Source organism: Cupriavidus sp. GW822-FHT02D05 (assembly GCF_058802485.1).
On record NZ_JBXAOE010000016.1, the window covers coordinates 1 to 26,349 of the forward strand.

A 26,349-nucleotide genomic window follows, 5' to 3' on the forward strand; every position below is an offset into this window, starting at 1 on the left:
GCCCGAGGGGGTAGTCGCCCCATCCGGCGCGCCTTCTTTGCCTACTTTCTTGGCAAGACAAGAAAGTAGGTCGCCGCGCCGCAGGCGTGGTGAAACTGCCTTTGACTTTAAGCTCTTGACGTTGAAGTTAAGCAGCTGCAGCTGGGACCATCAACCCACCTCCAACCTCAAATCACCAACTCAATAACAAACGGCCCCCGCCGAGCATTAGCCATACCAAACAACTCAGCAAACCGCTCCATATCCTCAGCCCGCGCAGCCTCCACCCCCATCCCATTGGCCAACTGCACCCAGTTGAGATCCGGATTGCCGATATCCAGCATATCAAGCGCAGTCTTGCCCGGATTGGCCCCAACCCCAGCCAGCTCACCCAGCAAAATCGCGTACTTGCGATTGGCCAGAATCACCACGGTAACGTCGAGCTTCTCGCGCGCCATCGTCCACAGCGATTGCAGCGTGTACATCCCCGAGCCATCGGCCTGCAACGCGACCACCCGGCGCCCCGGCGCGGCGACCGCGGCGCCAGTCGCCAGCGGCAGCCCATCGCCGATAGCGCCACCAGTCAGTTGCAGCCAGTCATGCGGCGCGGCATGCACGGTCCCCGGATAAAACGCACGCCCAAAGCTCACGCTCTCTTCCACCACGATGGCCTGCTCCGGCAGCAGTGCGGTCAGCGTTTGCGCGACCGCCTCGGAGGTTACCGCGCCCTTGGCGATCCCACGCGGCGCGACCGAAGCCGGCACCGACACCGAGGGGGCGCCAAGCTCGTCGGCAAGACGCGCCAGGGCTTCGGCCAGATCTTGTTCCGGACGTGCCAGCACATGGATCTCAGCGTCTTCCGGATATGGGCGCGGCGACTTGCCCGGATAGGCGAAGAACGTCACCGGCGGCGGCGCGCCCACCAGGATGACGTTGCGGATGCCCGCCAGCTTGTCACGCGCCACGTCGCCGGAATAGGGCACCCGATCCACGTTGAAACGGCCACGGCCGCGCGACACGCGGGCGTTGGACATCGGCGTGATCAGGCGCGCATCGGTGGCAGCGGCGATGCGGTGTGCATCGGCCAGCGGCGCCTCGCGCAGCGCGGTGCCGGCCAGCACGATCAGCGTGGGCTGGCCCGAACGCAGCAGGCGTGCAGCTTGCTGGACGGCATCGGGCGAGACCTTGGGCACCGGCAGCGGCGCCAGCGGCGCGCCTACCTTGCCGCCGGCATCCCAGCAGACATCCGAGGGCAGGATCAGGCTGGCGACCCCACCGGGGGCGGCGCACGCGGCCTGCACGGCCGTGGCGGCATCGGCGCCGACCGATGCGGCATCCGTGGCGGTGCGGGTCCAGACCGAGACGGGGCGCGCCCAGCCTTCGGTATCGGCCGTCAGCGGTGCGTCGAACGGACGGTGATAGGTAGCCTGGTCGCCCACGATGTTGATCACCGGCGTCTGCGCGCGGCGCGCGTTATGCAGGTTGGCCAGGCCATTGGCCAGGCCCGGGCCGCAGTGCAGCAGCGTGGCTGCCGGCTTGTCAGCCATGCGCGCGTAGCCATCGGCCGCGCCGGTCACCACGCCCTCAAACAGGCCGAGCACGCAACGCATGCCGGGAATGCGGTCGAGCGCGGCCACGAAGTGCATCTCGCTGGTGCCGGGGTTGGCAAAGCAGGTGTCCACGCCGCAAGCCAGCAGCGTCTTGACCAGGCTCTCGGCGCCGTTCATCTCGCCCCGCCCGTTGTCTCCATGGCTGGCGGGGGTTCCTGGGTTGCGATCGGTATTCGGCATCTTGTTCTTTTCCATTTGGCGCGTTGGGGGATGAGTTCGGGGATGGGTTCGGGGATAGGCTAGTCAGGACTGCGTGAGCGGCGTGCCGGCGTGGCGCCCGCGCCGTGCGCGAGCAGGTCGAAATCCAGGCAGACGAACTCGCTCGGGAATTCGATGCGCGCGTAATAGACGATCACGCCGTCTACGCACGCATAGCGCCGCAACTCGGCCACCGGCGCGCCAACGGGCAAGGCCAGCCGGGCGGCCGATTCCGCGCCCGCCGCAATGATCGACAGGCGCTGCCTGGCAGCGGTGACCTTCAGCTGGGGGAAACGGTCGAGCACCGGCACCGAAGCCCCGTGGCGGAACGCTTCCGGCTCCCGGGCAAACACGCTGGCCTCGATAAAGACCTCGCCCAGCGCGAACGGGCGCAGCTCGATCGTGTGCAGACGGCGCAGGAAGTGATAGCCCGGCGCGCGCGCGGCGGCGCAAGGCATGCCCAGTTCGTCCGGCAAGGTGACGGTGCCGTCGGACTCGGACAGCGCCTCGGTGTCGAGCTGCTCGCCGACGGCCACCACCTGGTCCCAGCTCACCGGCAGCCTCATGGCGCGGCGCTCGCGGCAGCTTGCCTTGACGAACGTGCCGCGCCCGCGCTCGCGGATCAGCAGGCCTTCTTCGTCAAGCAGGGAGAGCGCGTGATGCATGGTCATGCGCGCCACGCCGAACTCGCGGCAAAGCTGCTCGAGCGACGGAATGCGCTCGCCTTGGCGCCACTCGCCACTCTCGATATGGCGGCGGAAGATCGTGGCGAGCTGGAGGTAGACCGGCTGGCGGCTGCGGGACAAGAGGTCGCTGGAAGCGGGCAAGGCGGTGAAAGCTGGATTCGACATCGATGGCGGAAGCAACGCAGCAACTGCGAAAGCCGGGGGCGCCAGCGTGTTATCGCCGGCTGGAAGTGGCTTACAGAAGTGGCTTACAGAAGTGGCCTACTTTAATAAGGTCTATAAACCTAGACTACTAGGGTTTACTGCAGCCCCGTCACTGGCGCAAAAAAAAAGCGCAGGCCGAAGCCCGCGCTTTTCTTTGTGTGTCCGTCGCGGCTTGTCGCCGCCCTGCCTCACGCTGCAAGCGGCTCCGCGCTGCCCGGCGCAATGACCTGCGTCAGGGTGGGCGCCGGGGTGGTTGCCTGCGGCACGGCGGGCGCCGCGAACCAGCCGTGCACGGCCGCGTGGATGGCCTCTACCTGGGCCAGCTTGCGCCGGTACGCGGAGCGCTTCTTGGACGGCAGCGCCATCACATCGCGGCGCGGCTGGTTGACCGGCACCTCGACATTGCCGCAAGGCATTGGCTGGCCCGCGGACTCCATCCAGAAGCCCTCGTAGTCGCAGCGGATCTCGCGCGGGGTATGGCGTTGGCGGCCCACGTGATTTTTCTTGCTGACGCCTACGATGCGTTGCACCCCAAGTAAGGCGGCAAAGCCGAGCAGCGCTTCCATGACCGCGTCCTTGGGACGCAGGCCTTCGCATGCCTTGGTGGCTTCGCGGATCAGGTCGCGGCTGCTCTCGCCCATGGGGCCTTGCAGGCCCCCGACGAAGATCTCCGTGCCGCCCTTGCGTTGCGCCAAGTAGAAGCTGAGCTGGCTCAGGCACACGCCGCTGGCCGTGTCCAGCCAATAAAAGGCCAGTTCGCCTTCCTTGGGATTCGGCCCCGAATCCGCCAGGCGCAGCCTATAGCGGCCATCGCCCGTCGCCCATTCGAGCCCGCCGCCCACGTAGACGCGTTCGCTCAGCGCCAGCGGCACCAGCGTGCTCATCGCACGGTAGTGATCCAGCACCGTACGCATGCGCTCGCGAAAGCTCAGCCCAAATGCGCCAAGCGGGCGATACGGGCGTTCGAGCAGCGAAGGCTTGGCCATGGCCACGCACCGCATCAGCGCGCAGGAGTCGACCGCCTGCAACCAGCTGCGCACCGCGGCAAAGCGGAATGCGGACCGGCAGATCAGCTTGAAACGCTTGAAAACCCACTTCTTGCCGCCCGGCGGGTGGCAAAACGCCGACAACGCAGTGAGCGCCGCCAGATAGCGAAAATAGAAAAAAGGCCCGAGATCGTGAAAAAATCCCCTGGCATTCAGCCCCGACAGCCATTGAAGGCTCGAGATTGGTCCTTGCACCACTTGACGCTCCCCTGTTCCCAATGCAGCAAAGCCGGTATCCGGTCTTGTGGTGCTGCGCTTACGATTCAAAATCGCCGCGCCCGCCACGACGGCGACGGGGCAGGCGGCCAGGCGTAGCCTGGATCACGGGGCAAGGCTGGCAGCGTGGGGGGCCACCGGGCCAAGTGTTTCAGCCCCGTAATATTTCGTAACGAATAGTAATACGTCCGGTTGACAGGAAATGCAGTCATTTCCCTTGGACCGAAAAAAAATTTCGGCGGGGCGCCCGGGAACATCGATAGATCAGGTCGCTGCCTGGATCAAGCGCGCAGGACGCGCGCCTTGGCCCCGGCGATCCGGGATCAGCGCGGCGGCGCGCTTGCGAGTCGTGGCTCCGTCGCGAAGTACAGGCCCGCCATGGCCGGCAGGCCGAAGCCGATCCAGCTGGTGAGCGTCCAGCCGCCTTGGGCAAAGGCCCATGCCCCGACGGCCGATGCCACGGCGCCGCCGGTGAAGAAAATCGCCATGAAGAGCCCGTTCAGGCGGCTGCGATAGGCAGCGCCCAGCGCAAAGATGGCGCGCTGGCCGACGACCAGGCTGGCCGCCACGCCAAAATCCAGCACGATGGCGGCAATCGTCAGCGCCGCCAGGGCCAAGGGCGAGCCGGGCATGCCAGCCTGGCCCAGCACAAAGGCGCCGGCCGCGAGCAACATGGCGAGCAGGGTCATGCCCCGGCCACGGCCGCGATCGGCCTGGCGCCCTGCGATGGGCGCGGCCACCGCTCCCGCCACGCCAGCCAGCGCGAACAGGGCGATGCCCTTCTGGCTCAGGCCGAACTCGGGGCCGGCGAGCCACAGGGGCACGGTAGTCCAGAACAGGCTGAACGCCCCAAACATGCATGCCTGGTAGGCCGCACGCCGGCGCAGTACGGGCTGCGAGCGCAGCAACTGCCACATGGACACCAGCAACACGCCATATCGCACCGCGGGCGCCGGGCGGCGATCCGGGAGCAGCCGCATGAGCACAGCGGCGAGCAAGGCCATGCCCACGGCCGAGCCCGCGAAGATGGCATGCCAGCCCCACAGGTCGGTGACCAGGCTGGCGGCCGGGCGGGCCAGCATGATGCCCAGCATCAGGCCACTCATGACATTGCCGACGACACGGCCGCGCGCGTGCTCAGGCGCCAGGTGCGCGGCAAACGGCACCAGGACCTGCGCCGCCACGGAGCTCAGCCCGATGCAGACGGCCGCCAGCAGAAACACCCCGGCATGGCCGGCCAGCGCCGCGCCGGCCAGTGCCAGGGCGCTCGCGGCCAGCAGGCTGCAGATCAGCCGGCGGTTCTCGATGATGTCGCCCAGCGGCACGATCAGCAGCAGGCCCGCGCCGTAACCGGCCTGGATCAGGGTCACGATCAGGCCCGCCGCCTGCGGCGACAGCCCCAGCGCGTGGCCGATCGGGCCGATCAACGGCTGCGCGTAATACAGGTTGGCCACGATCAGGCCGCAGGCGGTGGCCAGCAGCAGGGTCATCCAGCTTGCGCCGCCCACGGGGCCGGCTTGCGCTTGCGGCGCGCAGTGCGCTCTTGTCGTCATGGTTGCCTTCTACAGTGGAGCTCGGCTTACCCGCATGCCAGCCCACCCGGGGCTGGGGTTAACCAGAAGTCGAAGGCCGAGATCATGCCTCAGTTAGCGCAAGCTTGCTGACAGCGCGCTCAAGGCAGGTAGCCCAGCAAACGCCACCAGAAGTAATCCAGCGGCAGCAGCACCAGCAAGGTCAGCGCGGCCAGCGCCAGGCACATGCGGGTTCCGTCGCGCAGCCCCACGCCACCGAGCTGCATGGCGATCACGATGGGTGGCGACTGGTAAGGGAAGAACACCGTGGAGAACACGGGAACCTGCAGCATCAGCACGGCTTCCAGCGACAAACCCGTGGCCTGCGCCAGCTGTTTGGCCAGCGGCGTCAGCACGGCCGGCAGTCCGGGCAGCGTCGTCATGAGCCCCAGGCTCGCCCCGACCGCGCCAAGCGCGGCCACATTGGCGGCGGTGTGCCCCGGCGAAAGGGGCAGCCAGCGCAGCAGTGCCGTGGTGATGGCGGTCCCCAGCCCGGTGGATTCCACCACGGCGCCCAGGCCGAGAAAGCCGGCCACATAGATCAGCGGCGTGAGGTGCACCTGCTCGGCCAGCATGCGCGAGGAAACCAGGCCCACGCCCGGCAGCAGGCAGACGATGCATGCCGCCAGCGAGATCCAGGCCGGCGAGATGCCGTGCAGCGCGTCGGTGGCAAAACCGGCCACGGCCAGCACCAGGATCACCGCCAGCAACTTCTCCTGCCGGCTCGGCGCGCTCGCTTGCTCGCGCGGGAGTGCCGCGATCGGCCCGTGCTCGGGAAACAGCCGGCATACCAGCCAGACCAGCATCACGGTCTTGAGCAGGCCGAGGATGGGGAAATGCAGCAGGAGATAGCTGCCATAGCTCAGGTTGACGCCGTACAGGGAGCTAGCCGCGCCGAGCAACACGCTGTTGGGGATATTGGCTGGCAGGATGGTGGTGGGCGGCATGTAGCTGGCGGCGGCCACCGTCAGCACCATGCCGATGCGGCCGTTGGAGCCCGGCGCGAAACCTAGCCGGTCGGCCAGCGCCAGCACGATCGGCATCAGCAGCAGCACGCGCCCGGTGGTCGACGGCATCAGGAACGCCAGCCCCACGGCGCTCACCGCCACGGTGCCGATCACCTGGCGGTAGCTGCCCACCCGGCCACGGAAGATGATGGCCGCCAGGCGCTGCGCCAGCCCGGTCTGGCGCAAGGCCACGCCGGTTACCGCGCCGCCGAACATGAGCCACCACGCGGTAGAGGCAAAGCCCGAGAACACCACGGGGGCCGGCGCCACGTGCAGCACGACGGCGCACAGGAAGAACAGCAACGTCGTAGCCGGCTCGGGCAGCACGCCCAGCGCCCAGCAGCACACGGTGGACGCCACCAGCGCCCCCGCCAGCACCAGGCCGCCGGGTGCGCCGGTGGCGCGCCCCACCAGCCATACCGCCGCCACGCACAGGGCGATGACGATGGCGGCACGCGCGCTGTCCGACAGCTTGCCCGCGGGCGCGGGGCCTGCGGCGGGTGGCGCCTTGGAAGCGGCGGGATTGCCGGGAAGGCTGGCCGGGGGCGGCAAGCCGGGCTGACTGGTATTGCTCATGCGAGGGAACTCCGTGGTGCCATGCGATGAGCGCCATCGTAGGACGCGCCAATCTGGCCGGGTTACACTTCTCGGGCAATTTCTTACGAATGCCAGCCACACCCAAAAACCTGCGCCAAAGCCGCGCCGAGCCAGATGCCACGCACCACCTACCAGCCCGTCCCGCTGACCCAGCCCACCGCCGAGCAACCGGTCATCGTGCATCTGCGCTTGCCGCCGCCCAACGCCATCATTCGCCGCCATCGGCATGCTTGGGGGCAGATCTCGTGCCCCCTGCGCGGCAGCATGCGGGTGACCGCGGCAGGCACCACCTGGGTGGTGCCGACCATGCGCGCGGTGTGGATTCCGCCGGATGTGGAACACGAGGTGGTCACGCTGGGCGACGCAGCGCTGCACGCCTGCTATGTGCTGCCGCAAGCGGCACCGCTGTCGCTCACCGCCTGCGCGGTCGTGGAAGTGTCGGCGTTGATGCGCAACCTGATGGTGGCGCTGACCGACGCCGCCAGCCTGTCCGCGCCACGGCGCCAGCTAAGCGCGGCCCTGCTGCTCGAGGAGTTGCGCACCGCGCCCACGCTTTGGCCTGGGCTGGCCTTGCCCACCGACCGCCGCCTTAAAGCGTTGTGTGACGCCTTGATGGAGCAGCCAGGGTCGGCGCTGAGCCTGGCGCAATGGGCCGAGCTGACGGGCGCCAGTGAGCGCACCCTGGCGCGGCTGTTCCGCACCGAGCTGCGCACCAGCTTTGCCGCCTGGCGCCAGCAATTGCGGCTGGCGCACGCCGTGGACCTGATGAGCCGCGGCAAGCCGCTCGCGCACGTGGCGGCCGAAACCGGCTATGCCAATGCCGGCGCCTTCTCCACCATGTTCCGGCGCGCGCTGGGACAGGCGCCGCGCGATTTTCTGGCGGCGGAGTCCCGCAATCACGGGAGGGGACATTGAGCGCAAAGACCCATCTTGCCAAAGCCATCCACTGGCCCGCCGGCGCGCAAGTGCATCCTCGCGAGATGCTCGCGGCAGCCCTGGGCATGGGCATGCCACTGCTGCTTGCCGGCGCCACGGGGCAGATCGCGCTTGGCCAGGCCGCCGCGCTCGGCAGCCTGGCGATCGGCGCCGGGGCGGTCGCCGGTTCGGGCATCGACGCGCGCGACCAATCCCGCATCGGGCCGCTGGCGGCCCTGCTTGCACCGGTTGCGGCTGCCGCGGCCATCGCGGCCGCCCTGGCGGGCCACGGCGTCCTGACCGATGTCATCGTCCTCTTGCTGGCCGGTGCGGCGGCCTGCATCGGCGGCTACAGCCGCCCGCTCGCGATCGCGGCCACGCGCTTCATCCTGTTCCTGATCATTGCCACAGGTGCGGCAAGCGCTGCGCCGCATCGGGCAGGCTTTCTCCTGCTCACGCTGGCCGGCGCGCTCTGGACCTGTCTGCTGTGCCAGCTCCTCGCGCCAAGGGCCAAAGCGCTGCCGCAAGCGGGCACGCCCTTGCCGTTGCCCACCACCGCGCAGCGCCTGCGGCGATGGCGGCGCACGCTGTCGCAGCGGGCCGGGTGGCAGTACACGCTGCGGCTGGTGCTCGGCCTGGGCTGCGCCGGCATCCTGCGCTGGCTGTTCCCGAACCATCACTTCGAATGGATCACGCTGACCGTGGCAATCCTGCTCCAGCGGCAGCCAGAAGGCTTTGCCGTCAAGGCCACGCAACGCATGGCCGGCACCCTCCTCGGCGTGCTTGGCGCGAGCTTGCTGCTTGGCCATCAGCTCCCATACTGGCTGGTGGCATTCAACGCGGGATGGCTGGCCGGCATCCGGCCACTGCTGCGCCTGCGCAACTACCTGGCCTACTCGGCAGTCATGACGCCGCTGATGGTGATGATCATGAGCGCAAATGGGCCGGCCGACGGCGGCATGCTGATAGACCGCGTGGCCGCGACGGCGATCGGTGCCGTCATCGTGTTGCTGGTCGACCGGATTGCCATGAAGGCAGCCGGCGGCGCGCTTGCCAACTAGTTAGGTGCCATATAATATGGCACCACTATGCAAGCACTCGAACAGAAGTACCTCGCCCTGCTCAACGAAGCCGAACGACGCCAGTTGCCCGACCTGGACAGCATCCAGCTGTGCTTCCGGGCACTGTCGCTAGCGTCCGCGATCGACCGCGACTGCGCTGCGCTGCTGGCTCCGCATGGCCTGTCCGAAGGCCGTTTCGTGCTGTTGTTCCTGCTGAACGCGGCCAAGGACGGGCTGGCGCCCAATACGCTCGCGGAGCAAGCCGGCGTCACGCGCGCCACCGTCACCGGCCTGCTGGACGGGCTGGAGCGCGAGGCGCTGATCGAGCGCCATGCCGACACCACAGACCGGCGTGCCTTGACCATCCGGCTCACCCGCAAGGGCAAGCAGGTCGCCAAAAAGGTGTTTGACGAGCATGGCCGCTGGATCGCAAGCCTGTTCCGTGACTTATCCGCACAGGAGCGCGCCTTGCTCGACGGCCTGCTAAGCAAGGTTTCCGCGGGCATGGCCAAGCGCAATGGCGTGCCGGGGGATCCGGCATGAACCAGTCAGCGGCCCAGCCGGCAGCACGCAAAGGCGCGAGCCGGGCGGCGGACATTCCCGCCGACATCCTCGCCGCGCTGGAGCGCGGCGAACTGCAAAGCGCCACGCTCACCGAATGCCTGGCGTTGAACCAAGTCACGCTGCTGCGCGCCGTGTTTCCCAAACTCCCGCCAGCCGCCATGCAGCAAGCCGAAGCCGCCAGCCAGCTTGGCATCCTCAAGCGCATGGCCAGCATCGGCGCCATCCTCATCGAGCATCTTGGCGCCGCGGGCATCGCACGTTGCCAGGCGCATCCATCGGATACCGTGCGCGGCTGGGCCTGCTTCACGGCCGGCATGCGGCCGGGCCTGGACCTGAGCCAGCGCCTCGCGGCCATCCGGGCGCTGGCAGACGACCCGCATTTCGGCGTGCGCGAATGGGCCTGGATGGCAGTGCGGCCGCATCTCGCGGCGGACCTGGAAACCAGCATCGCGCTGCTTGCCGCCTGGACGGCATCGCCATCCGAGCGGCTGCGCCGCTTTGCCACCGAAGCACTGCGCCCGCGTGGAGTATGGTGCGCGCATATCGCCGCGCTGAAGAAGCAGCCCGCGCAAGCCCTGCCGCTGCTGGACGCGCTGAAGGCCGACCCCTCGGCCTATGTGCAGGACTCGGTGGCCAACTGGCTCAACGATGCGGCCAAGGACAGTCCCGACTGGGTGCGCAGCCTGTGCGAACGCTGGCAGCGAGGCGACCCGCCCGCCGCCACCCGCCGCATCTGCGCCCGTGCGCTGCGCAACCTCCGATGAAAAAAAGCCCGCCACCAAGGTGACGGGCTTTCGAGGCAGGCGACTACGGGAAGATCAGGCCGGCAGCGAATCCGACAAGCGGTTCTCCTTGCCATTGCCATTGCCGTTGCCGTTGCCGTTGCCGTTCTCTTCGTCCGGCCAGTTGCGGCCGACCATCCACTCATACAGCGTGGGCAGCACGATCAGCGTGAGCATGGTGGCGGTGATCAGGCCGCCGATGATAACGATGGCCAGCGGGCGCTGCGTCTCCGAGCCGATGGCGCGCGAGATGGCCATCGGGAACAGGCCCAGCATGGCCAGCAGCGCGGTCATCAGCACCGTGCGCAGGCGGTCCATCGAGCCGGTCAGCACGGCCTGGCGCACCGGCATGCCTTCGTCGCGCAGCTGGTTGAAGTAGGTCACCATCACCACGCCGTTGAGCACGGCCTGGCCGAACAGCGCGATAAAGCCGATCGCAGCCGACACCGACAGCGGAATGCCGGTGATGAACAGCGCGAACACGCCGCCGATCAGCGCGAACGGAATGTTCGAGATGATCAGGGTCGCGCTCTTGAACGACTTGAAGGCATTGAACAGCAGCAGGAAGATCACCAGCACCGACAGCGGCACCACGATCGACAGCCGCGCCATGGCGCGCTCCTGGTTCTCGAACTCGCCCGACCAGCTGATCTTGACGTCATCGGCCTTGACGTTCTTGGCGACCAGTTCCTGCATGTCCTTCACCACGCTGCCCATGTCGCGGTCATGGATGAAGATGCCGATGGACGTGGTGCGCTGGCCGTTCTCGCGGCTGATGTTCATCGCGCCGGAAGCCGCGCGGAAGTGCACCAGTTGCGACAGCGGCACCTGCGCGCCGTCCGCCGTTTGCAGGAAGATATTCGGCAGGTTTGGCAGCTGGCGCTCGTTAGGCTTGAGGCGCACCGCCACGCTGAAGTGCTTCTCGCCCTCCCACAGCTCGGTGGCTGCCTTGCCGGCAAGCGCGGTCTCCATCAGGTCCTGCACGTCTCCCACGTTGATGCCGTAGCGGGCGGCCTGGGCGCGGTCGAAGTCCAGCACGTACTGCGGCAGCTCGCCGTCGCGGTCGATAAAGGCGCGCATCACGCCCTGTACCGATTGCACGTTGGCGAGGATCTGGTCGGCCACGCGCTTGTTCTGCTGCAAGCTGTCGCTCTGCACCTTGATCACGATCTGGCCCTTGATCTGGGAGATGCTCTCAAGAATGTTGTCGCGCACCGGCTGCGAGAAATTCGGCTCGATGCCGGGTAGCTGGCGCAGGTTGGCGTTGATCTCGTTGATGATCTTGCGCTTGTCGTAGCCCGCGCGCCATTGCTTGTCGTTCTTCAGGTCGACCAGGATTTCGACGGTGTTGATCAGCTTTGGATCGGTGCCGTCGTCCGGGCGGCCCACCTTGGAGATGGTGGTATTGACCTCGGGCGTCTTGCGAATCACGCCACGCAGGCGGCGGGCCTGGTCGCGCGCTTCGTCGATGGACACCGACGCCGGCAGGTCGAAGCTGACCCACATCGAGCCTTCATCCAGCTCCGGCAGGAACTCGCTGCCGAGGAACTTGCCCACGCCAACCGTTGCCACCAGCAGGCCAACGGCGATGCCCACCACGGTACGCTTGTGGTCCAGCGCCCAGGCCAGCATCGGCTCGTAGAGGCGCTTGCTATGGCGCACCATGAAGTTGTCTTCATGCGCGATGTTCTTGGTCAGCAGCAGGTGGCACAGCAGCGGCACCAGCGTCAGCGAGATGATCAGCGAGCCGACCAGCGCACCCGTCACGGTGTAGGCCATGGGCGCGAAGATCTTGCCCTCGTGGCGCTGCAGCGTAAAGATCGGGATGTGCGCGGCGATGATGATGATCATCGAGAACACGGTCGGGCGGCCCACTTCGGTGGTGGCCTGCAGGATGGCGTGCATGCGCGCGCGGCTGTCCTTGATCTGGGCTTCCTTCAGCTCGCCCAGCCGCTTGAAGATGTTCTCCACCACGATCACCGCGCCGTCCACGATGATGCCGAAGTCCATCGCGCCCAGCGACAGCAGGTTGGCGGGAATGCCCACCCAGGTCAGGCCGATGAACGTGGACAGCAGCGCCAGCGGAATCACGATTGCCACGATGGCCGCGGCCCGCACATTGGCCAGGAACAGGTACAGTACGGCCATCACCAGCAGCGCGCCCTCGACCAGGTTGCCGAACACCGTGTGCAGGGTCTTGTCGATCAGCGTGGAGCGGTCGTAGTAGGGCACGATCTTCACGCCCTTGGGCAGGATCGAGTTGTCCAGCAGGTCGATCCTCTTCTTGAGCGCTTCGAGCACCAGCGAGGGGTTCTCGCCCTTGCGCATCACCACGATGCCCGAGACGATATCGTCCTCGTCGTCCTGGCCCATCAGGCCCTGGGGCGGCGCGGAACCGGTCCTGATCTCGGCGATGTCCTTGACCAGGATTGGCGTGCCATTGACTTCCGACACCACCACATCGGCGATATCGGCCGAGGTACGGAAGCTGCCCAGCGAGCGCAGCAGGAATTGCTGGCGCCCGTTGGCCACGGCGCCGCCGCCGGCGTTGGAGTTGGCGCGTTGCAGGGCGGTAAAGAGTTGCGAGAGCGAGATCTTGGCGTCGCGCATCTTCGCCAGGTTGGGGTTCACCTCGTACTGCTTGATGGTGCCGCCAATGGTGACAAGGTCGGCCACGCCCGGGACCTGGCGCAGGTTCTTCTCCACCACCCAGTCCTGCAGCGTGCGCAGTTCCTGCGCGCTGTAGCCCTTGCCGGTCAGGCGAAAGCGGAAGATCTCGCCGATGGCGGTGGACAGCGGCGCCAGCTCCGGCTGCACGCCGTCGGGCAGGTCCACCCCGCGCAGGCGCTCGATCACCTGCTGGCGGGCCACCACGTCGGTGGCCTTGTCATTGAAGGTGACCATCAGGAAGGACAGGCCGAACTGGGTGTGCGAGAACACCCGCACGGAGTTCGGCGTGCCGGCCAGCGCGGTTTCGATCGGGATCGTGACCTGGCGCTCGACTTCCTCGGCGGCGCGGCCCGGGTACAGCGTAATGACGTTGACCTGGATGTCGGAGACATCCGGGAAGGCTTCGATCGGCAGGTTCTTGAAGGCCGCAAGGCCACCCCCGATGAAGATGGCAAGGCCGAGCCAGACGAACAGCTTCTGGTGCAGGGCAAAATGGACGATGCGCGAAATCATGTGGCGGTCTTCCTCACTGCTTCGCGCTGGCGCTGCTGGCTTCGCTGGCGCGCGCCGCGTTGACCGCGGTGGCGTCTCGCAGGATGTCCTGCAGGTACAGGTTGCCGTCGGTCACCACCACGTCGCCATCCTTGAGCCCTTCGACCGCCTCGGTCATGCCGGGCAACGACACGCCCAGCTTGATCTGCTTGCGCTCAAAGCGGTTCTGGGCCGTGCGCACAAACACAAAGTGGTGGTTCTCGGCCAGGAACACCGCCTTGGACGGCACCGCGATCCCCTGGAAGGAGGCGGCCTGCAGCTTGGCGGTGACGAACATCTCGGCCTTCAGGCGACGGTCCGGGTTGGGCACCGACAAGCGCACCTTGATGCTGCGCGCCGCAGGATCCACGTAATCGGCCACCTTGACCACCTTGCCGGCGAAGGTCTCGCCGGGATAGGCGGCCGACACCAGTTGCACGGTCACGCCGGGCTTGAACAGGGCGATATCGGCCTCGGCCGCGTCGACCTGCGCCCACAGTTCGCCGGGATCGGTCACCAGGAACAGCGGCGCGGTGGGCGGCTGGTCGGGGCGCAGTTCCATGCCGTTATTGATATTGCGCTCCACCACCAGGCCATCGATCGGCGTACGCAAGGCAAAGCGGTTGCTCGCGCCCTCGCCCTGCGCGCCGGCGCCGTACTGGCGCAAGGCAGCCTGGGTGCGCTGCAGGTCGGCATTGGCCCGGGCGGCATCGGCCTGGGTCTGCTCCAGGTCCTTTTGCGCCACGACGCCAGCACCGTACAACTCGCGCTGGCGGGCCAGCGCCTTGCCGGCATAGGCGGCGTCGGCCGCGGCCTTGCGGGCGTCGGCCTGGGCCACGCCGAAATCGGTCGAGGTCAGCATGGCCAGCGCCTGCCCCGCCTTGACGTTGGTCCCCGGCTGCACCAACACCTCGGTCACGCGCCCGGCAAACGGCGTCGTCACGCGCACGGTACGGTCTTCATTCCAGACCAGGCGGCCTGGCAGGCTCAGCATGCGCTCGCCGCCGCTCTTGACGGTCTCGCCCAAGATGCCAGGCAGCGTCCTGACCGTGGCCGGAAACTCAACGGTGTTACCGCTGACCTTGGGTTCGTCGCTGGGGGGCGGGGCTTCCTTCTTGCCGCAGGCGGCGAGCGCCAGCGCGACCAGCGAAAACGCGACCAGCCGGGCGGCGACGCCATGGCGGGCCGCGGCACGTACGGGGGACATCGAAGCAGGCTTAGCAGTCATCGGGACGGACATCGGAGCAGACACGGAATTAAGGACGCGGTACATCGGGGCGAGCCTGGGAATTGGGTGAGGACTGCAGGGCGGCGCGGTAAGCCGACAGGGATTTGGCGAAATCGCCTTGCGCGTTGACAGCGTCCAGGCGCGTCTGGCGCAAGGCCCGGCGCGCATCGAGCAGGTCCAGCACGCTGCTGGCGCCCTTGGCATAGGCAAACTCGGCGCTGCCGGCGACGCTCTCGGCGGTCGGCACCACGCCTTCGACCATCTGCTTGAGCGACAGGCGCGCGGCTTCAAGCTGGTTGCGCGAGCGCTCCAGCTCGTTCTGCGCCTCGAGCAGCACGCGGTTGCGATCATCCAGCGCGGCGTAGTAATCCACCTCGGCGCGGCGGGCTTCGCCGCCAAAGCTGTGGCGCACGTAGAGCGGGATCGACACGAACACGCCGAAGCTGTTGCCGCTGCCGGTCTGGTTGGCGGCCGAGACAGGGTAGTGCTCCGCCTGCGCGCCCACGGTGACATCCGGAACGCGCCCCGCGCGGGCCAGGTCGCGCGCGCTGGCGGCCGCAGCCAGGCGGGCTTGCGCCGCCGCCACGTCCGCGCGGCGCTGCACGGTGTCGGCGTCGGGCTGGGGTACCGGCACGTCCAGGGCGGGCCAGTCGGGCGTCAGGCGATTGTCGGCCAGCGTGCCGGGCACGCCGATGGCTTGCGCCAGCGCGGCCTTGTCGCTGGCATGGTCGGCCATGGCGCTGCGCAGGTCGGCTTGCGCGCGCAGCACATCGAGCTGCAGCTTGGCCACATCGGCGCGCGACACATCGCCAGCCTTCAGGCGAGCCTCGTTGGCCTGCTGGGTGCGACCGTAGAGCGCCAGCGTCTCGTTGAGCACGGCAACCCGCTCCTGACTCACGAGTGCCTCATAGAACGCCTGGTCCACCAGGCTCGCCTGCTGGGTAATCACCGCCTGCAGCACTTCGCCGGCGGCGCGGCTGGAGGCTTGCGCGGTATCCACCCGCAAGCCTGCCTTGTTGGCGGTCTCGATCACCTGGTCCACACGCAGGGTGGAATCCACCGTCTTGCTGCGCGGGCCGCCCGAGTTGAAGCCGGCATGCGGGTTGATATTGGCCACGCCCAGGCTGAGCACGGGGTTGGGCCGTTGCGACGCAATCTGGATATCGGCCTGGCTGGCCTCCACATTGCGCCGCGCCGCGATGATGTCACGGTTGCAGCGCACGGCATCGACGCGCACCTGGGCGAGGGTCAGGGTAGCCTTGGACGGCGGCGCCACACAGGGGCCATCCATCGGCAAGGGTGCGCTTTGCGGCACATTCGAGCCGGCCGCGGCAGCGCCCGCAACGGCGCCGAGAAGGCTTAGCAGCAGGAAACGAGGAATGGAAAAAGACACGATCAATCTGGCTCGGTTCGACTTAAGTGTGCGGTAAACGACCATACCCGCCCATCGGTGCACCGAGTTAGCGAATATTCACGCATCTCCGTGGAACCCGACGTGTTCTTGCCGGTATCCGGCAACGGCGAACGATCTCCCGAGCGCATTCAAACCGAACTGCATTACAAACGCCTTTCACACTGCCAACAAATGTGGGAAATACCCCTCGAACACCCCAGTTTCGAGGGAAAACCCTGACAAATACGCTGCTTTCATGACAAAACGAAGTGGCCAGCAGGCGGGTCGCCAAAGCCGCGTATCATTACGCGCTTTGCGCCTTTTGCCCCCTCCGGAAGCCCGGCCCGGGGCGTTATCACTCACCTCGCAGTGCACGTTGTTGCCACGCCATCGCCACGCTGTTGCCGTTAGAGCCGCCACCCGTATTCCATGCTTGACCATTCCCTGCTGCCGTCCTTGCTGTCCGCCCTGTTGATCTTTGGCCTGGGCAGCGCGCTGGGCGCCGTGGGCGGGCTGTTCGGCATCGGCGGCGGGCTGATTGCCATTCCCGCGCTGGGCCTGCTCTATGGCATGGACCAGCAACTGGCGCAGGGCACCGCGCTGGTGATGATTGCGCCCAATGTGCTGATCGGCTTCTGGCAATACCGCCGGCGCGCCGACATCGCGCTGCGCACGGCGGTCGTGCTCGGGCTGTCAGCGGTGCTGGCGACTTATGCCTCGGCACGCCTCGCCACCGCCATCGACGCCGTGTTGCTGCGCCGCATCTTTGCCTGCTTCATGATCGGCCTGGCGCTCTATTTCCTCTGGCGGCTGCTGCCAGGGCGCGCCGCCACGGCGCAGCAGGCGCGCCTGTCATCGCGCTGGATTCCGGCGCTGGGCGTGGTCGGCGGCGCGTTCTCGGGCTTTTTCAGCGTAGGCGGCGGCGTGGTGGCGGCGCCGGCCTTGGTCGGGCTGTTCGGGTTCCGGCAGGCGGCGGCGCAAGGCCTGGCGCTGGCGCTGGTCACGCCCGGCGCGGTGGTGGCGCTGGCCACCTATGCCCATGCCGGCCATGTCGACTGGGCCAGCGGCATCCCGCTGTCACTCGGCGGCATGCTGACCATCTCGTGGGGCGTGGCGCTCGCCCACCGCATGCCGGAGCGGCGGCTGCGCGCCGCGTTTGCCCTGTGCCTGATCGCCACCGCGGGGATCATGTTGGCGCGCGGCTAACCTTGCAGGCCGCGGCGCCTGTGCCACTCGGCAAGCGACTCGGAGGGCCAGGTGCCGCAGTGCACATGGCCCCGCCCCTTGGGCACATCAACCCAGGGCGCGGCGAAATCCAGCGCGGCCTCCACCACCTCCGGCGGCTTGGGCAGCGGCGTATCGATCGCGGACGCCTGCGGATGCACCAACTCCGGCCAGCGCGGATCCCAGAGCCATAACGCGCTGCCGCATTTCAGGCAGAAATGCCGCTCCGCCGGCGAGCGGCCCGCGCGCTTGCCCGGCTCCCGCATCACCGCGTGATAGATGCCGACATGCCTTTTGCCGCGAACCTTCAGCGTGGCGGCGTCACCGCCGAGGTTGATGGCATAGCCACCGCCGCCTGCCGTCTTGCGGCAGATCGAGCAGTAGCAATGCATGAACGGATAAGGCGAGCCGGACTCCAGGCTGAAGCTGACCGCGCCGCAATGGCAGGAACCTTCGAGATGCATGGGATCTCCCTTGAGGACGGGACTCTAGTGTCCCGTTCCGCTGATTCGTTCGCAAAGTCTGTTGTGCTTGGAGAAGGAATTGTAGGTCGGCGTAAAGTGCATATGGCAGCGCGGACGGGCCGTGCGGGGTTGGGTATGTATGCACGTATGCGATTTGCATTGCTTGTAGCCCGCTGACTGGGGGGGCGTTTTGGGGCGGGGTTTTCTTGCTTCTAACTGCTGTCGCGGCTGTACGGGGTTGGCCGTTTTAGAACGTGTGAGATGTCACTTCTCTTTACTCGTAAAGAGAAGTAACCAAGAGAAAGCGATCCTTGCAGGAGGCTGGCGTGTCGGGGTTGCGTAGCCCGGTGGTTTCGTCGTCAGGCCCTGGGTTCTAATGGCCTCATGCCGTTACCGGAATGAGTGGCCACGATCCTGCAGATGGCGCTGGTTTCGTGGTGAGGCTGCTCGGTAGCGGCATCCCTGCTCATTCATCCATCTGCCGGTACCGGCGCAAAGTGTCACGATATATCACGCCGTGATGGTTTCGTGGTGGGGTGGGCGCAGTGGAAGAACTCTTCGGCCTTTCAATTCGGTGCCACCGCGCCCACGACGAAAACGGGACGCTTGCAACTTCGTGGCCAGTCACTCCGCGAGCGACAGACGGCTTGAAGTTCGTGGTGGCCGCTACCGGGGGGACCACCACGAATCCCTGGGCATTGGCTGGGTCGTGGTGTTCTGAACCGGTTACGGCACGAGTCCATTAGCACCCGGCCCCCGGTGGTGGGTTCGTCGAAGATCAGGATGTCGGGATCGTGGACCAGCGCGCAGGCAATGTTCAGGCGGCGCTTCATGCCGCCGCTGAAATGCGCAGGCTTGTCCCGCGCGCGCTCGCACAAACCCACCAGCGCAAGTGCCTGGGCCGTGCGCTCACGCAGCAAGGCACCCGACAAGCCATAGAGCGCGCCGAACAATTCCAGGTTGGCGCGCGCCGGCAGTTCCTCGTAGAGCGACAGCTCCTGGGGCACCAGCCCGATGCGGCGCTTGAGCAGGCCCACCGCGCGCGCGCCGGCATCCTGCAGCGCGCTGCCACCGATAAGGACGCGCCCGGCATCGGGGGCCACCAGGCCGCACAGCATCGCTACCGTGGTGCTCTTGCCGGCCCCGTTGGGCCCCAGCAGGCCCGTGATCTCGCCGCCAGCGACGGTGAAGGCAACGTCCTTCACCACCGCCCGCGTGCCATACGATTTGCCCAGGCCGATGGCTTCGAGCATGTGGCGCCCCCTCTCGTGAAGACACACGATTCTAGCCGAGGTGCCCGGCCAGGATGCCCCCCCTCGCGTCCTCCCGCGAGGGGGCTGGCTGGACAATCCCTGCCCGATATGGCATAAGGGTATGTGCTGCCTTAAAAAACGGCAGCACGCTTGCCAGGATTTTCCACCTTTCATTCGAGACCCCATGCTCCTCGCCTCGCACCGCAACGCAGTCCGCCGCCATGCCATGCATGCGGTGGCAACGCGTGCGTGCGCGGCCAAGGGCGGCGTGCGCTCGCTCCGCGCCACAACGGCCGCGGTCAACACCTATGGTTTCGCCGCCGTGCTTTTCCAGGCCGTGCGGGGAAACCAGGACACACCAGCCAGGTCCTGACTTTCCCCGCACGGCACTTTGCCTGAGGGCGCGCATCGCGCCCCTTGTCCAATGTGCAACCTGGGAGAAAAGCCATGTCTTCGTCTTCGATCTATCACAAGACCCTCTGTGCGATCGGCACCGTCGCCGTCGTCTACTTTCTCATCAATCTCTGATTGAGCACGGGGCCACGGCTTAGCCGTCGCCCCGTCATGGCCCTGCACGCCTTTTTCCTGCCGCGGCGCGTTCGCGGCATTCACTTCGCACGCCTTCATCGCCATGGAGCTCACCAAGAATTTTGTCAAAGCCAAGCGCCCCTGCGCCGATGGCTACCGCTGGTTCGTCCGCAATCGCCAGGGCGGCAGCGACTACCAGCACCTGCTCGACGCCCTCGTCGATGACGGCCGCGTTGACGACGCCTGCTGGCTGCTCACACAGTTCGGCCCCACCGATGCCGTACTCGCCGTGGACAGCATCGACGCCGATGCCGTGGTCTTTGCCGGCTCGCTGGTGGTGCGCGGCTGCATCGACGTCGGGACCACGCTGCGCGCCGGGGGCAGCATCCAGGCCGGCGGCGGCATACGCGCGGGCCGGGCCATCGTGGCCGGTGACAGTCTCGCGGCGGCCGGCGGCATCCATAGTGGCGGCGTGCTCGAAGCGGGCGGCGATATCAAGGCCGCATGGGGCATCGACGTGCAGGACGCGATCACCGGCGGCGGCAACCTCAAGGCCGGCTGGGATGTGCTGTGCGGCGGCAAGATCGCGCTCGCCGGCAGCGCGGTGGCCGGGCAGGACCTGATCGGGCAAGCGGCCATTCACTGCGGCAAGAGCATCCGCGCCGGCGGTGTCATCGATGCGCGCCACACCGTGCGCGCCGGCCACGGCATCGAGTGCGGCGCTTCCATTCGCTGCGGCATGCATCTGGAGGCCGGCTGGGGCATCAAGGCGCTCGAGGCCATCGTTGCCGAATGCGCCATCAAGGCGGGCGAAGGCTTGCAGGCGGGCGACGAGATCCGCGCGGGCATTGGCTATGGCGTGTACGCCGGCCTGGATGTCAGGGTCGATGCGTGGCCGGCTTGCGCGAAGGTGCTGGCGGTGCGCAAGCCCGAAGGCCTGGTGAGCGGGTGGTGGGAGGAACCTGCCATGTGCTGATATGCCACCGCACGCCTTGCCCTTGTTCCTTCACCGTTCTCGCGTTCTCATCATTCTCACCCTTCACTTGGGAGATAAGCAATGTTCTACAAAGTCTTGCTGGTCCTGGCCTTCTTCATGGTCGTGGTGTTTGCCCTGGCACGGGGCTTCCAGCACATGCCGGTCTAACCGCCGCGCCTCCAGGAGAAAGAACGACATGTCCATCATGGCGCCGGCCATGGCGCTTCCGTGGTTTGCGCGCAGGCTAGAGCTGCGCATCGATGTCAGCCACCGCCCCGCCGAGCTCGACCAGGAGTTCGGTTCCATCTACGGCCGCCTGCACCGGCCGGGCGACCGCCTCCACGGCATCCCGGCAATCGCCACCGACGCGCCGGAGCTGGTGATCCGCTACCGCGAGGCGGATGGCGAGTACTACGTCTATGTGGAGGACGTGGCGCGCAAGCGCCTGGCGGGCTACACGGTCTTCAACCGCTTGATCGAGGTGGGGCGGCGCGCCGACCTCTACCTGCGCGCGCCGCACTCCAAGTACGAGACGACCTACCAGCGCCGCGGGCTGGCCACTGCGATCTACCGCTGGGGCCTGGACGCCGGCCTGTGCCTGATAACGGGCGCGCGGCAGTCCGCCGGCGCCAATGCCTTGTGGCACTCGCTGTCGAAGGACCATGTGCTGGGTTATGTGGACCTACGCTACAAGACCCTGACCTATCTCGGGCAGGACGTCAGCCGCGAAGTGCATGACGACCTGCACACGCGCATGATCCTGCTGGGCAAAGGCTGGAGCATCGAGCGGCTGGCAACCGTTACCGGCATGCTGTAGAGCCGCGCTGGCGCCGCTTGTCGGGTTGATGAAAACCGGAATCGCCCGGGCTAATTGTTTCGCGCCGAAACAACTAGCCCGGGCGAATCGCTGATTTTTACGAAGTCGCATCTCAAGTTACAAATATGTTGCAACTTAAGCACTTCTCGCCTCTCCAGATTTCCCCGGATGCGTCGTAATCTTCAAACGTGCCAACCGGCGCTGCAACCCAATAGGAAATCATGTCCGAACGCCTCATCATGCTTGACGTCCCCGGTGTCCTCTATTCGAGCCGCTCCGAGGCTCGGCTGGGCGGAATCCCCGATACCGGCACCTTGCGCGACGTCCGCTTCTTCGATCCCGTCGCGCTCGGATTCGTGCGGCGCCTGTTCGGCCTGGCCGGTGCGCGCGTGGTGGTATCCGAGGCATGGCGCCGCGGCGTGCCCGCCGCCATCCTGCAGCAGCTCGACCTGCAGGTGGAAGGCATGACCCCCGACATACCCGGCGGCCACGCAGCCCGTATCGCGGCCTATTTTGCGCACCGCCCGGCACCGCAGGCCTTTGCCATCCTGACCTGCGACACGGCATCGATGCAAGACCCGCAATACGCGCACCTGCTGCCGCACGTGGTCAGTGTGAATCCGGCCGAGGGCCTGACGCCCGCCAACTTCAAGCAAGCGCTGGATATGCTTGGCGTGGCGTGCCCGTCTACCCTGTGCCTCGACACGCAGCCCGACGCGCGCGTGGAAGCCCGGCTGGAGCGGCTGCGCCGCCTGGCCAAGGAAGCGCCCGCGCGTTTCGAGGTGGGCACCGTTGCCGCGCCCTTGCTGCAAGCCGTGCCAACGCTCGCGCTGCCGGCGCGGCGCACGGAAAAGCTGCTCGCACACGCCTGATACGCTGCACGCCGATGCAAGCCGGCCCCGGCCGCGGCGCGCCTCTTCGGCGCGTAGCGACCGGGGCCGGCTTGGCTTTCAGGCGACCGGGCTACCCCGGGCTGTCTGCCTTCTGGCTGAACACCAGCACCAACCCAAGCACGATCGCCACCATGCCTGCCAAGCTCAGCGCGGCAAGGCGATTGCCCAGGAAGAGGTAATCCATCAGCGCGGTCACGGCCGGCACCAGGTAGAACAGGCTGGTGACGTTGACCAGGTTGCCCGCCTGGATCAGCCGGTAGAGCAGCAACGTGGCGCCCACCGAAATCACCAGCGCGAGCCAACCAAGCGACAGCGCGAAGCCCGCCGAGGGCACCACCGCCATCGGCTGGAACGGCACGAACAACAGGCACAGCGCCAGGCCCGCGCCGTATTGCAACGGCATCACGTCGAGCGGTGCTTGCCGGATGCGCTTTTGCAGGATGGCGCCGATCGTCATGCACGCCAGCGCGCAGAGCGCAAAGCCCATGCCCGGCAGCGAGATCCGCGCCACCGCTATCCCCTGGTAGACCACCAGCACCAGCCCACCCAACGCCACCGCCAGGCCTGCCAGCCGGCGCGCGGAAAAGCGCCGCTCCACCAGCAGCAAGGTCAGGATCGGCTGCACGCCCAGCAGCGTGGCCAGCACGCCCGGCGTCATGCCGCGCGCCAGCGCCAGCAGGTAAAAGATCGAATACGCGCCGGTCAGCAGCAGCCCGGAGCAGACCACCTGCACGCGCGTGCCTGGCTGCGGCAACCAGCGCCGCCGCCAGGCCGCGAGCACCAGCAGCACGGCCAGCGCCAGCGCAAAGCGCGCGGCCAGCAAGGCAAAGGCAGAAGCGTATTCAAGCCCGAGGCGCGCAAAGATGGCGCCGCTGCTCCATAGCAGCACGAAGAGCGTGGTCGAGCCATGCGCGCTCAGTGCGTGTTTGTTCGAATCCATGGGTTTCACCTGTCACGGTAATCCGTAAAACTCCGGCGCGCCCCGGCACACTGACGCCGCGCGGACGCGAACGCGCCCTGGCGTCAGGCGGGAACCAGCCGAAGAAGGAAGAAGCCGAAAAAAGACGGGCTGACGATCAGCCCAGCACGGCTGGGGGCGGCGGCGCAAGGCCGGCCCGCGTGCGCGGCGCAGCAGTGACAGGCGGTGCGAGCGGTACGAACGGTACAAAGGCGGCGCACGGCCGCGCCGCGCCCGGACGGGTCGCGATGGCGGCAAAGGCGTTGTGCGCAACTTGATGCATGGGAATCCGTAAGCAGGCTGGGGCGGAGAAACAAACAAGCACCCGGGTCCCGGAGGACCGCATAACGTTACACCACGTCAATTCGCATGGCAATGCTGTCCGGTCCGCGGGTGGTCTTGCGGGCCTAGGTGACCGGCTCACGATCCACCGCTAGCCGGCTGGCGACGGCAAACAGCCACATCGCCAGCAAGGCCAGCCCCCACAGCACCAGCACCCGGCCTGCCGCCAGTTGCTCATCGACCAGGTAGGTGCTGCACAGTTGCGACTCCGCCTCCTGGTACAGCAACCCGACGCTCAGCATCATCCAGGCGCCGTTGATGACAAAGAAGCCCTGCACCACGGGGCCGGCCGCTTGCCACGAGGCGCGCGCCAGCAGCCCCGCCAGCACCATGCTCGCCACCTTGGCCATGCCCATGGGGCCCGCCAGCGTGGCTGCGTCCAGCGCCACCGGCAGCATCCAGTAGCTGACGATGCACCACGCCGCCAGCAGGCCCGGCAGCCCCGCCGCGTTCCATGGCGCCAGCCAGGCCGCCAGCCGTGGCCCGGCACAGCGCGCCGCCCACCAGCCGGCAAGTGCCAGCAGCGGCAGTTCCAGGCCCATATGCCTGGCCATGGTCGCCTCCAGCCATGGGCGTAACAGCGCGGCCACGGCCAGCATCAAGCCGGGCAGGCAGGCTTGCCAGCCGGATGCAAGCCGCACCTTCACAGCCGGCTGCGCAGCACGTCGGCCAGCGCCAGGTCCGGCCGCTCCACGTCATAGGCAGCAGCCAGCCGGCCTTGCGCGTCGACCAGGAACAGCGCGGCATTGTGCGAGTAGCCGCCCAGCCCATCGGGCAGCACGACGATGCCGAAGGCGTCGAGCAGGCCGCGCAAGCGCGCGGGCTCGGCCACGGTGGCGAAGGTCCAGATGGCAGGATCGGCGCGCAGCGTGCGCGCATAGGCCCGCAGCACGCCCGGCGTATCGCGTGCCGGGTCGAAGGAGAGCGTCAGCAGATGCACGCGGTCCTGCAGGCCGCGCTCGCGCAATTGCTGCTGCAGCCAGGCCTGCCCCGACGCGCTGGTGCGGCAGATTGCCAGGCATCGGGTATAGACGAAAGTCACCAGCGTGACGGGCCTGTCGCGCTTGCCAGCGCCCTCGCCCTGCGGCATGGGGCCGCCAAAAGCGAGCTGCCGGCCCGCCTGGTCGAACAAGGCCAGCGCCGGCAGCACGCGCGGGGCGCGCGCCAGGTCCAGGCGCCGGGCGCCATCGGCGCTGACCGTGCGCAAGCCGCGCGTCGTGGCGAACACCGCCGCACCGGCCAACACCAGCACGAGCGCAACCATCGCCAGCGTCTTGCTCCACGCACGCGTCATGGCTTGGGGACACCTCCCGTGGCCATGAATGCCTGCAGCGCGTCGCCGCCGTGCCAGGGCGCCTTTTGCGCGACGGAAGCCGCGCGCGCCGCCGCGATCTGCGCGGCCTCGACCGGCGCAGCGCCATTGCCCCACTGGCTGCGGATATGCGTGGCCAGCGCCGCGATCTCCTGGTCGGAAAACTGCTCGCCAAAGGCCGGCATGGCGCCGTTGTAGGTGGTGCCGAGCACCTCCAGCGGGCCGGTCATGCCATGCAGCAGGATCTGCGCGAGGCGGTCCGGATCGTCGTTGACCCAGGGGGAGCCTGCCAGCGGCGGGAACACGGCGGGAATGCCTTGCCCGCTGGCCTGGTGGCAAGCCTGGCAATTGGCGGCGAACAATAGCTTGCCGTCGGCGACGCGGCCCTGCCCGGCCGGCGCTGCCAGCGCGGCCAGGTCGCGCCGGTCGCCCAGCGCGGCGCTGCCGTCGGCGCGCTCGATCAGGATGTAGCTGATGGCCCAGACCAGCAGGCCGCACACCAGCGCCAGCACGATCTTGGGCACCGGGTTGTGCTGCTCAACGGGATCGGCGTTCTCTGTCTTATGGGCTTGCGAGCGGGTCATCGTGGCTGGCTTGCGCACCGGGCGCGCGTGGCGCCGGCGGGCTGGAGGTGGATTGAGAAGAAGCGATCGCACCGAACGGGTTGGACGGCGCGCTCGAAACGGATGCCAGCGTGGCGCGCTGCGGCGGCTGGCTGGTTGCGCCCGCCGCTGCGGCCTGCTCCACCACCGGGTAGGTGTGGCGCAGGCCAATCAGGTAGGCGACCAGGTCCAGCGCCTGGGGCGTGGCCACCACCACCTTGCCCGGCTGCACCGTGCCGCCGGGCAGCGCGACCACCTTGTCGCTCTTGCCAACGGCGCCTTCCGGCTTGAGCTCGAACAGGAACGGATAGCCCGGCATGATGCTGTCCGCCACGTAGGCGCGCGGCTGGTAGAGATGGCCCAGGTGCCAGTCGGCGCTCGGCTGGCGCACGCCGATATTGAACAGGTCGGGGCCGGTGCGCATGGTGCCAAGCAAAGGCGGGCTGTCATAGTGGTAGTCCGCCGCCACGGACGGGCGGCCCCAGCCACGCGCGCCGTCGGCGCGGCCCGCGCCGGTGGAGCTGGGCTGCTGCGTATGGCAGGCGATGCAGCCGTTGGCGAGATAGACCTCGCGCCCGCGCAGCTGCTCGCTGGTGTAGGGAGCGAGCGCCGCCGGCGCGGGCACATCCTTGAGCTGCAGGAAGGGCACCACGATCATGGCCGAGGTGGCGAGCGAGAGCGTGACCATGGCCCCGCCCACAAGTTTGAGTTCGTTTTCCATG

General features: G+C 67.6%; 23 protein-coding genes and 1 pseudogene. 9 read left to right on the plus strand and 15 right to left on the minus strand.

Going from position 1 to position 26,349, the window contains the following annotated elements; all coding sequences use genetic code 11:
* Nucleotides 1-167: 167 nt before the first annotated feature.
* From AC1RQK_RS21305 to AC1RQK_RS21325, 5 genes are all read right to left on the minus strand, one after another.
* On the minus strand, nt 168-1,706 hold the full coding sequence (locus tag AC1RQK_RS21305) for an acetolactate synthase large subunit (protein ID WP_492811174.1): 1,539 nt from the start codon (nt 1,704-1,706) through the stop codon (nt 168-170).
* Nucleotides 1,707-1,828: 122 nt separating this feature from the next.
* The gene (locus AC1RQK_RS21310) at nt 1,829-2,638 is read right to left on the minus strand and encodes a GntR family transcriptional regulator (protein ID WP_492374509.1); all 810 of its coding nucleotides are present in this window, start codon (nt 2,636-2,638) and stop codon (nt 1,829-1,831) included.
* A 227-nt stretch (nt 2,639-2,865) separates the two neighbouring features.
* Nucleotides 2,866-3,918, minus strand: coding sequence for a DUF535 family protein (locus AC1RQK_RS21315; RefSeq protein WP_492374508.1), 1,053 nt, complete (start codon nt 3,916-3,918; stop codon nt 2,866-2,868).
* Nucleotides 3,919-4,262: 344 nt separating this feature from the next.
* On the minus strand, nt 4,263-5,492 hold the full coding sequence (locus AC1RQK_RS21320) for an MFS transporter (protein WP_492810993.1): 1,230 nt from the start codon (nt 5,490-5,492) through the stop codon (nt 4,263-4,265).
* Nucleotides 5,493-5,611: 119 nt separating this feature from the next.
* Nucleotides 5,612-7,093, minus strand: a complete 1,482-nt coding sequence (locus tag AC1RQK_RS21325; RefSeq protein WP_492374506.1) for an SLC13 family permease — start codon at nt 7,091-7,093, stop codon at nt 5,612-5,614.
* A 135-nt stretch (nt 7,094-7,228) separates the two neighbouring features.
* On the opposite strand from AC1RQK_RS21325, the gene AC1RQK_RS21330 reads away from it, so the two are divergent.
* Genes AC1RQK_RS21330 through AC1RQK_RS21345 form a run of 4 tightly spaced genes read left to right on the plus strand, consistent with a single transcriptional unit; the run spans nt 7,229 to nt 10,418 of the window.
* The gene (locus tag AC1RQK_RS21330) at nt 7,229-8,029 is read left to right on the plus strand and encodes an AraC family transcriptional regulator (RefSeq protein WP_416051405.1); all 801 of its coding nucleotides are present in this window, start codon (nt 7,229-7,231) and stop codon (nt 8,027-8,029) included.
* Nucleotides 8,026-9,090 carry an FUSC family protein gene (locus AC1RQK_RS21335; RefSeq protein WP_492810996.1) on the plus strand — a complete coding sequence of 355 codons (1,065 nt, stop codon included), beginning with the start codon at nt 8,026-8,028 and terminating at the stop codon, nt 9,088-9,090. The genes AC1RQK_RS21330 and AC1RQK_RS21335 overlap by 4 nt, the downstream gene beginning before the upstream one ends.
* A gap of 27 nt (nt 9,091-9,117) precedes the next feature.
* Nucleotides 9,118-9,633 carry a MarR family winged helix-turn-helix transcriptional regulator gene (locus tag AC1RQK_RS21340; RefSeq protein WP_492810998.1) on the plus strand — a complete coding sequence of 172 codons (516 nt, stop codon included), beginning with the start codon at nt 9,118-9,120 and terminating at the stop codon, nt 9,631-9,633.
* Nucleotides 9,630-10,418, plus strand: a complete 789-nt coding sequence (locus AC1RQK_RS21345; RefSeq protein ID WP_492811000.1) for a DNA alkylation repair protein — start codon at nt 9,630-9,632, stop codon at nt 10,416-10,418. Before AC1RQK_RS21340 ends, AC1RQK_RS21345 begins: the two co-directional genes overlap by 4 nt.
* A gap of 54 nt (nt 10,419-10,472) precedes the next feature.
* Here the strand turns inward: AC1RQK_RS21345 and AC1RQK_RS21350 are convergent, their stop codons facing one another.
* From AC1RQK_RS21350 to AC1RQK_RS21360, 3 genes are read right to left on the minus strand one after another with little or no spacing between them, the layout of a single operon-like run.
* Nucleotides 10,473-13,619 (minus strand): efflux RND transporter permease subunit, encoded by a 3,147-nt coding sequence (locus tag AC1RQK_RS21350; RefSeq protein WP_492374502.1) that lies wholly within the window; start codon nt 13,617-13,619, stop codon nt 10,473-10,475.
* 13 nt (nt 13,620-13,632) lie between these two features.
* Nucleotides 13,633-14,844 (minus strand): efflux RND transporter periplasmic adaptor subunit, encoded by a 1,212-nt coding sequence (locus tag AC1RQK_RS21355; RefSeq protein ID WP_492811002.1) that lies wholly within the window; start codon nt 14,842-14,844, stop codon nt 13,633-13,635.
* Between the two features lie 49 nt (nt 14,845-14,893).
* The gene (locus tag AC1RQK_RS21360) at nt 14,894-16,156 is read right to left on the minus strand and encodes a TolC family protein (protein WP_492374510.1); all 1,263 of its coding nucleotides are present in this window, start codon (nt 16,154-16,156) and stop codon (nt 14,894-14,896) included.
* A gap of 531 nt (nt 16,157-16,687) precedes the next feature.
* Here AC1RQK_RS21360 and AC1RQK_RS21365 point away from each other — a divergent pair.
* Nucleotides 16,688-17,464, plus strand: coding sequence for a sulfite exporter TauE/SafE family protein (locus AC1RQK_RS21365; RefSeq protein ID WP_492374500.1), 777 nt, complete (start codon nt 16,688-16,690; stop codon nt 17,462-17,464).
* On the opposite strand, the gene AC1RQK_RS21370 is transcribed toward AC1RQK_RS21365, so the two are convergent.
* Together AC1RQK_RS21370 and AC1RQK_RS21375 are read right to left on the minus strand one after the other, a co-directional pair.
* Nucleotides 17,461-17,946, minus strand: a complete 486-nt coding sequence (locus AC1RQK_RS21370) for a GFA family protein (protein ID WP_492374499.1) — start codon at nt 17,944-17,946, stop codon at nt 17,461-17,463. The genes AC1RQK_RS21365 and AC1RQK_RS21370 overlap by 4 nt on opposite strands.
* 566 nt (nt 17,947-18,512) lie before the next feature.
* On the minus strand, nt 18,513-19,199 hold the full coding sequence (locus AC1RQK_RS21375) for an ABC transporter ATP-binding protein (protein WP_492811005.1): 687 nt from the start codon (nt 19,197-19,199) through the stop codon (nt 18,513-18,515).
* 184 nt (nt 19,200-19,383) lie between these two features.
* On the opposite strand from AC1RQK_RS21375, the gene AC1RQK_RS21380 reads away from it, so the two are divergent.
* From AC1RQK_RS21380 to AC1RQK_RS21395, 4 genes are all read left to right on the plus strand, one after another.
* Entirely contained in the window at nt 19,384-19,572 is a 189-nt protein-coding gene (locus tag AC1RQK_RS21380) for a hypothetical protein (protein WP_492374496.1), read from the plus strand.
* Between the two features lie 258 nt (nt 19,573-19,830).
* Entirely contained in the window at nt 19,831-20,703 is an 873-nt protein-coding gene (locus AC1RQK_RS21385; protein ID WP_492374495.1) for a hypothetical protein, read from the plus strand.
* Between the two features lie 196 nt (nt 20,704-20,899).
* Nucleotides 20,900-21,520 (plus strand): N-acetyltransferase, encoded by a 621-nt coding sequence (locus AC1RQK_RS21390; RefSeq protein ID WP_492811008.1) that lies wholly within the window; start codon nt 20,900-20,902, stop codon nt 21,518-21,520.
* Nucleotides 21,521-21,741: 221 nt separating this feature from the next.
* The gene (locus AC1RQK_RS21395) at nt 21,742-22,392 is read left to right on the plus strand and encodes an HAD domain-containing protein (protein WP_492374493.1); all 651 of its coding nucleotides are present in this window, start codon (nt 21,742-21,744) and stop codon (nt 22,390-22,392) included.
* A 91-nt stretch (nt 22,393-22,483) separates the two neighbouring features.
* Here the strand turns inward: AC1RQK_RS21395 and AC1RQK_RS21400 are convergent, their stop codons facing one another.
* The 5 genes and pseudogenes from AC1RQK_RS21400 to AC1RQK_RS21420 all read right to left on the minus strand — a co-directional run.
* Nucleotides 22,484-23,353 carry a DMT family transporter gene (locus AC1RQK_RS21400; protein WP_492811010.1) on the minus strand — a complete coding sequence of 290 codons (870 nt, stop codon included), beginning with the start codon at nt 23,351-23,353 and terminating at the stop codon, nt 22,484-22,486.
* Nucleotides 23,354-23,778: 425 nt separating this feature from the next.
* Entirely contained in the window at nt 23,779-24,360 is a 582-nt protein-coding gene (locus AC1RQK_RS21405) for a hypothetical protein (RefSeq protein WP_492811012.1), read from the minus strand.
* The gene (locus AC1RQK_RS21410) at nt 24,357-25,007 is read right to left on the minus strand and encodes an SCO family protein (RefSeq protein ID WP_492811014.1); all 651 of its coding nucleotides are present in this window, start codon (nt 25,005-25,007) and stop codon (nt 24,357-24,359) included. Before AC1RQK_RS21410 ends, AC1RQK_RS21405 begins: the two co-directional genes overlap by 4 nt.
* Nucleotides 25,004-25,609, minus strand: a complete 606-nt coding sequence (locus AC1RQK_RS21415) for a c-type cytochrome (RefSeq protein ID WP_492811016.1) — start codon at nt 25,607-25,609, stop codon at nt 25,004-25,006. Before AC1RQK_RS21415 ends, AC1RQK_RS21410 begins: the two co-directional genes overlap by 4 nt.
* Before the next feature lie 136 nt (nt 25,610-25,745).
* Nucleotides 25,746-26,348 (minus strand): annotated as a pseudogene (locus AC1RQK_RS21420) (cbb3-type cytochrome c oxidase subunit II); the annotation flags it as partial.
* Between the last annotated feature and the right edge of the window lies 1 nt (nt 26,349).